We start from the raw sequence: 7,025 nt of genomic DNA on the forward strand, positions 1-7,025 counted from the left end.
GCGCTTCGCCCGCGCGGCCCATGCCCATGCAACGCGAAAGCGCTCAGATCGCGCCCGCGTTGCGCAGACGCTCGACGGCCTGAGCGTCGAAGCCAAGCTCACGCAAGATCGCGTCGGTGTGCTCGCCCAGTGCGGGCACGGCGTCCATGCGAGGCTCGTCGGCGGCTGTCATGCCGGGCGGAAACAGCGCGGGAATCAAACCCGCAGGCGTGCGGACCTGCGTCCAACGCTGCCGCGCTTCGAGCTGCTCGTGCTGCCACACGTCGTGCATGTCGTTCATCCGCGCGTTGGCGATGCCCGCTTCATCCAGCCGCTCGATCACTTGCGCCGCGCTCAACCGCGAGAACGCTTCGGCGATGATGCGCGTCAGTTCCTCGCGATGCTGCGCGCGGCGACTGTTGGTGCTGTACCTGTCGTCGGCGAGTAGCTCCGGGCGGCGAACGACGATCTCGCAGAACTGCTTCCATTCGCGCTCGTTTTGCAGGCCGAGCATGACGGTCTTGCCGTCTCCCGCCTTGAACGGACCATACGGGAAGATGGTCGCGTGCGATGCGCCGGCCTGGCGCGGCGGCGTCTGTCCGTCGATTGCGTAGTAGAGCGGGTAGCTCATCCATTCGACCATGCTTTCCAGCATCGACACGTCGATGCGCTTGCCGCGCCCCGTTTGCCCGCGCTCGATGAGCGCCGCAAGAATGTTCGTGTAGCCGTACATGCCGGCGGCGATATCCGCGATCGAGCAGCCGGCCTTCGCGGGCGCGCCTTCCGATCCCGTGATGCTCAGGAAGCCCGCTTCGCTCTGGATCAGCAGATCGTAGGCCTTCTTGTCGCGCATCGGTCCGTCCGCGCCATAACCGGAGATGTCGCACACGATCAGTCGCGGATAGCGCTTGCAGAGCGTGTCGTAGTCCAGCCCGAGGCGCTGCGTCGCGCCGGGTGCGAGGTTCTGCACGAACACGTCGGCATCGGCGAGCAGCTTGTGCATCACGTCGAGCGCTTGCGGCTGCTTCACGTCGAGCGTGATGCTTTCCTTCGAGCGGTTGGTCCAGACGAAATGCGACGCGAGTCCCGACACGCGCTCGTCATAGCCGCGCGCGAAGTCCCCGGCGCCGGGGCGTTCGATCTTGATCACGCGCGCGCCCATGTCGGCGAGCTGACGCGTGCAGAACGGCGCGGCGATCGCCTGTTCGAGCGTGACGACCTTGATGCCTTGCAGCGGGCGCATGATCGAGCTCCTTCAGAACGAACGCGGCAGACCGAGGATATGCTCGGCGACATACGACAGAATCAGGTTCGTCGAGATCGGCGCGACCTGATAAAGACGCGTCTCGCGGAACTTGCGCTCGACGTCGTATTCGGCCGCGAAGCCAAAGCCGCCGTGAAATTGCAGGCATGCGTTGGCCGCTTCCCACGATGCATCGGCGGCGAGCAGCTTCGCCATATTGGCTTGCGCGCCGCAAGGCTTGTGCGCGTCGAACAGCGCGCACGCCTTGAAGCGCATCAGGTTCGCCGCTTCGACGTTGACGTAAGCGCGCGCGATCGGAAACTGCACGCCCTGGTTCTGCCCGATGGGCCGGCCGAACACGACGCGCTCCTTCACATACGCGCTGACCTTGTCGATGAACCAGTAGCCGTCGCCGATGCATTCGGCCGCGATCAACGCACGTTCGGCGTTCAGGCCGTCGAGGATGTACCGGAAGCCCATGCCTTCCTCGCCGATCAGATTCCCGGCGGGGATTTCCAGGTTGTCGAAGAAGAGCTCGTTGGTCTCGTGATTCACCATGTTGGGAATCGGCTGGACGGTGAGGCCGCGCCCGATCGCATCGCGCAAGTCGACGATGAAGATCGACATGCCTTCGCTCTTTCTCTTGACGTCGGCGAGCGGCGTCGTGCGCGCGAGCAGGATCATCAGATCGGAGTGCTGCACGCGCGAGATCCACACCTTCTGCCCGTTGATCACATAGCGGTCGCCTTTCTTTTCGGCTGTCGTCTTGATCTTCGTGGTGTCGGTGCCCGTGGTCGGCTCGGTGACGCCCATCGACTGAAGGCGCAATTCGCCCGACGCGATCTTCGGCAGATAGCGCTGCTTCTGCGCGGCGGAGCCGTGGCGCAACAGCGTGCCCATGTTGTACATCTGGCCGTGGCACGCGCCCGAGTTGCCGCCCGAGCGGTTGATCTCTTCCATGATGACGGACGCTTCCGTCAAGCCGAGACCCGAGCCGCCGTATTCCTGAGGGATCAGCGCGGCGAGCCAGCCCGCCTTGGTGAGCGCATCGACGAACGCTTCCGGATAGCCGCGCGCCTCGTCGATCTTGCGGAAGTACTCGTTGGAAAACTGGCCGCACAGCGCGCGCACGGCCTCCCGGATGTCCTGATATGCGTCGTCGCCGGTGCCCGTCATGTCGATCATGGTTTGCCTGTGTGTTCGGTGTGTGTCGTCAGGAGAGCGTGGCGCGAGCGGTCATGCCGAGCCAGCCTTCGTGATCCTTCGACCAGAGTTCGACCGTCTTGCCGTCCGCCGAAGGCTGGCCGCACAGATGCAGTGCGTTGCCCGCAAAGCAAGGCCGCATCGCCCGGTACGAGAAGTCGAGCACGGCGGCATCGGGCCGCTGGCGGCGCAGCAGATCGATCAGCAGCGTGGCGATCAGCGGCCCGTGCACGATGAGGCCCGGGTAGCCCTCCGTTTGCGTCACGTAAGGCGTGTCGTAGTGGATGCGATGCGCGTTGAAGGTCAGCGCCGAGTAGCGAAAGAGGAGCGTCTCGTCGGGCGTCAGCGTGCGTTGCCATGCGGCGCCGGCGGGCGCGGCGGTCGGCGCGGGCGCGCTGGAAGCCGACAGTTCGCGATAGACGATGTCGTGCTCTTCGTCGATTGCGAGCGCGCCGCGGCACTCGATTCGATGTCCGACCGTGACGAAGCCGAGCTTGCCCGTGCGCCCCTGTTTTTCGCGCACATCGAGGATGCTCGATGCGCGCGCGATGCGCTCGCCGACGATCACGGGCGCGGCAAAGCGCAGCCGGCCGCCCGCCCACATGCGGCGCGGCAGGCCGAGATCGGGGAGAAAGCTGCCTTTGCGCGGGTGGCCGTCTTCGGCGATCAGCGACTGCCTGACGATGGGCCTGAAGAAGATCCAGTGCCAGAGGGGCGGAAGCGCGTCGCGCTCGGCGGGGGCGGTGTCGTAGTCGAGCGTGGCCGCGAGCGCCGCTACCGAGGTGGGCGCGACGATATCGACGGCGTTTTCCGTGCGTTTTTCGTTCGATGCGGACGGGTTGTCCATGTGATGTCTCCGTCGCTGGGCATATGCCAGTGTAGCCAGCGTATCTGTTATCGACGGGTAAGTTTAGGGAATGTTCCCATGAGCGCCGCCCGCTGTATCGTCGATGGCGCGCGCAGGCTGATCGCAAACGGTGGAAGAGGCGGCAGCCCGGCGGCGTCCGACAGGATCTCCAGGTCCGCAGGCACAGTGGACGCGAGCCATGCCGTGATCGCAAGTCCGCTGCGGACCGTCGCGGCCGTCGCCACACGAGTCCCGTTATCAAACCGTCGATTGTTGCCGTCGAGGCAACACGGTGAACGCATCCGTGACGCTACTCGCGTTCGTTCGCCAAACCTAGAATTCGTATCGACGAAGGGCACAAGCAGTTGCATAAGCAATCGCACAAGCACTGTCCCCCTATGTCGATCATGCTCAGTCATTTCGAACTGTCGTCGACTCCGCAACTTTCCAACCGAAGGTAATGTCATGTCGCAAAAGATCCTGATCGTGGGTGCCGGCTTTGCCGGAGTGTGGGGCGCACTGGGCGCAGCACGCGTGCTCGACGCGGCTGGCGTCACGAGCAGTGACGTTGAAGTCACGTTGATCTCGCCGAAGCCTGAGTTGCAAATCCGTCCACGGATGTATGAAAGCGAGCCGCAGACGATGGCCGCACCGCTGCTGCCCCTGCTCGATGCCATTGGCGTGAAATACGTCGAGGGCAGCGTCGACGGGATTTCCGTAAAAGAGAAGACGGTGAGTGTCGTGTCCGCCAATGGACAAAAGCGTTTGCTCGCATACGACCGGCTGCTGCTGACCAGCGGCAGCAAGCTGAACAGGCCGCCGATTCCAGGCCTCGCGGAGTACGCTTTTTCCGTCGATCGTATCGAGGACGCAGTAGCGCTCGACCATCACTTCGCGGAATTGGCGAAGCTGCCGGATTCGCAGGCGCGAAACACCGTTGCGGTTGTCGGCTGCGGTTTTACGGGTGTCGAGGTCGCGACCGAATTGCCGAAGCGTCTGCGTGCGTCGTTCGGTGACGCGGCGGTTCGCGTTGTCGTGATCGGCTCGCAGGACACGATTGGTCCTGATCTCGGGCCGAATCCGCGTCCGTTTATCGCTGAAGCGTTTCAATCGCTGGGCGTCGAAACGGTGCTGGGCTCGGGCGTCGTGTCTGTCGATGCGGACGGCGTTCGCACTGCATCGGGCACGCGCATCGAAGCGAAAACGGTGATCTGGGCAGGCGGCATGCGCGCAAGCTCGTTGGCCGCGCAAGTTTCCTCACATGTCGATCCGCTCGGACGCGCCGAAGTGGCGCGGGATCTGCGCGTGCCGGAGGCACCGGACGTATTCGTCGCGGGCGATGTCGCGCGAGTGCTGACCGACGATGACGGGCACTATGCGCTGATGTCGTGTCAGCACGCTATCGTGATGGGCCAATTCGGCGGACACAATGTCGCCGCGGATCTGATCGGCGTTCCGACGCTGCAATATCGACAGCCGTTCTACGCCACTTGCGTCGATCTTGGCGAGTGGGGCGCGATCTATTCGGAAGGCTGGGATCGACAGATCAAATTGACGCACGCCGAAGGCAAGGCGCGCAAACAGATGATCAACACGAAGTGGATTTATCCGCCGGCGCCCAATCGTGCGGAAGCATTGGCGGCGGGCAATCCGCAAGCGTCCTTCGGCTAGAAGTACTCCGCGCTGGAAGTCCAGCAATCAAATGCGGGCAAAAGGCTTCGATTGAGGCCTTTTTGCCTGCATGAACGCGTCCGTGCAATCGAGCTTGTCAATAGAATCACTTCCGCGATTTCCAGGTTCCACAGCAAATCCGATTCCGTGGCCCAATCTTTACTTTTGCGGAAAAACTAATCTATAAAGGAGACACTGTTGATTCCAGATCAAATATGAAAGTCACACTCGACGAACTGCAGACCTTTGCGACAGTAGTCGACACCGGCTCCATCACAGCCGCAGCCGAGCAACTCGATCAGACCGTGTCGGGTGCGAGCCGGACGCTGGGCAGGCTCGAGGAAAAGCTGCAAACGACGCTGCTGCGCCGGACCACGCGACGCCTCGAATTGACGGAAGAAGGAAAGGCCTTTCTTCAACATGCGCGTGAAATCATCGGCGCGGTCGAAAACGCCGAAGAGCAACTTGCCGCGCGCCGGGAGCGGCCTTCAGGACGTTTGCGCGTCGATGCGGCCACGCCATTCATGCTTCACGTGATCGTGCCTCTCGTGGCGGGCTATCGGGCGCGCTATCCGCAAGTCGAACTGGAACTGAACAGCAACGAAGGCATCATCGATTTGCTCGAACGGCGCACTGATGTCGCGATCCGGATCGGCAAACTCAAAGATTCGACCTTGCACAGCCGTCCCGTCGGCAGCAGCCGGATACGGGTGCTGGCCACACCCGAGTATCTGAAAGCGCATGGTCATCCGAAACGCGTGGACGACCTCGCGAAGCACTCGCTGCTCGGGTTCACGCAGCCCGAATCGCTCAATGCATGGCCGTTGATCGGACCGGACAACGAGCCTTATCGGATCGAGCCGACTATCGCATCGTCCAGCGGCGAAACGCTGCGGCAGCTTGCGCTGGAAAGTGCGGGCATTGTTTGCCTGTCCGACTTCATGACGGGCCGCGACCGTCGAGAGGGCAGGCTCGTCCAGCTTTTCCCACGGCACACTCAAGAGGTTCGTCAACCGATCAATGCCGTCTACTATCGCAACACGGCGATATCGGCGCGGATCGCTTCCTTCGTCGACTATATGGTCGAGGCCGTCAAGGCGACGGAGTTCGCACGCTCGCCTGCGCATTGAAGAACGGGTGCGCGAAAGTACGAGGACCATTCATAATCGCTTGATGAAAACCTTGTCGAACCACCTCGCGCAATGATGAATAGCACGCCATTCGTATTCGTCGAGTCCAATCCATCCGGGACTGATCCGCTGGAAGAACTCGCGCTGCTGGACATGGCGGCGCAAGATCGTCGGGCTGCCCAGCTATGGGAAGCGCCCGTGTCGCTGGTGGTGCCGCGCAGCTATCTGCGCTATCCGGGGTTCGAGGCGGCACGCGCGACCTTCGCCCAGCGCGGCTGTCCCGTCTGGCTGCGCATGTCGGGCGGCGGGCTGGTTCCGCAGGGCCCCGGCATCCTCAACCTGAGCCTCGCGTATGCGGTGACGCGGCCGCCCGGCGCGTTGAGCGAGGCGGTCTATCTGCATCTGTGCGAAGTCGTCGGCAGTGCGCTGCGCTCGCTTGGCGTAGCCACTCACTGGCAGTCCGTCGACGGTTCGTTCTGCGACGGCCGTTTCAATCTCGCATGGGGGCCGGCGGAACAGGCGCGAAAGATCGCGGGCACCGCGCAGTACTGGCGGCGCGCGCCAGCCAGCATGCAAACGGACGACAATCAACGACACCTGGTTCTCGCGCACGCGGTACTGGTGGTGAGCGCGGATATCGAGGAGATCAATCAGCGGGCCAACGCCTTCGAGAACGAAGCCGGCAGCGGCCGTCACTATGACGCGCGCAAGGTGGTCAGCGTGCAGGAAGCGATGGGGGATGTCGCGGTCGTCCGGGATGTCTCGCTGACGTCGATGGTTTCGGATGCGCTGAAGGAAAGCATCGACGGCATCGCATTGCCGCAATAGGCAGTATGACTTCACGTGAGGTAGAGGCTGGCCTGCCGTGAGGTATCAAACGCGGGTTAGCATTGCTGCCAGAGCCGCACGGTGTGGACGGCGCCACACCCGGCGATTTCCCGCACGGAGGCCA

The 7,025-nt window shown here is 63.1% G+C and carries 6 protein-coding genes and 1 pseudogene; 3 read left to right on the forward strand and 4 right to left on the reverse strand.

Features of this window, described 5'->3' with window-relative positions; genetic code table 11:
- Positions 1-43: 43 nt before the first annotated feature.
- The 4 genes and pseudogenes from VSR68_RS10945 to VSR68_RS10960 all read right to left on the reverse strand — a co-directional run.
- Positions 44-1,222: a CaiB/BaiF CoA-transferase family protein gene (locus tag VSR68_RS10945; protein ID WP_342939846.1), complete on the reverse strand. Its 1,179-nt coding sequence runs from the start codon at positions 1,220-1,222 to the stop codon at positions 44-46.
- Between the two features lie 12 nt (positions 1,223-1,234).
- Positions 1,235-2,398 (reverse strand): acyl-CoA dehydrogenase family protein, encoded by a 1,164-nt coding sequence (locus tag VSR68_RS10950; RefSeq protein WP_342939872.1) that lies wholly within the window; start codon positions 2,396-2,398, stop codon positions 1,235-1,237.
- Positions 2,399-2,435: 37 nt separating this feature from the next.
- A complete protein-coding gene (locus VSR68_RS10955; RefSeq protein ID WP_342939847.1) occupies positions 2,436-3,272 on the reverse strand; it encodes an FAS1-like dehydratase domain-containing protein in 837 nt (278 codons plus the stop codon).
- Between the two features lie 47 nt (positions 3,273-3,319).
- Positions 3,320-3,520 (reverse strand): annotated as a pseudogene (locus tag VSR68_RS10960) (hypothetical protein); the annotation flags it as partial.
- 217 nt (positions 3,521-3,737) lie between these two features.
- Here VSR68_RS10960 and VSR68_RS10965 point away from each other — a divergent pair.
- From VSR68_RS10965 to VSR68_RS10975, 3 genes are all read left to right on the forward strand, one after another.
- On the forward strand, positions 3,738-4,943 hold the full coding sequence (locus VSR68_RS10965) for an NAD(P)/FAD-dependent oxidoreductase (RefSeq protein WP_342939848.1): 1,206 nt from the start codon (positions 3,738-3,740) through the stop codon (positions 4,941-4,943).
- Positions 4,944-5,158: 215 nt separating this feature from the next.
- The gene (locus tag VSR68_RS10970; protein WP_342939849.1) at positions 5,159-6,073 is read left to right on the forward strand and encodes a LysR substrate-binding domain-containing protein; all 915 of its coding nucleotides are present in this window, start codon (positions 5,159-5,161) and stop codon (positions 6,071-6,073) included.
- A gap of 72 nt (positions 6,074-6,145) precedes the next feature.
- Positions 6,146-6,901, forward strand: a complete 756-nt coding sequence (locus VSR68_RS10975; protein WP_428983490.1) for a lipoyl protein ligase domain-containing protein — start codon at positions 6,146-6,148, stop codon at positions 6,899-6,901.
- Positions 6,902-7,025: the final 124 nt, after the last annotated feature.

Source organism: Paraburkholderia phymatum (assembly GCF_038900715.1).
In the GTDB taxonomy this organism is placed as follows: Bacteria; Pseudomonadota; Gammaproteobacteria; order Burkholderiales; family Burkholderiaceae; genus Paraburkholderia; species Paraburkholderia phymatum_A.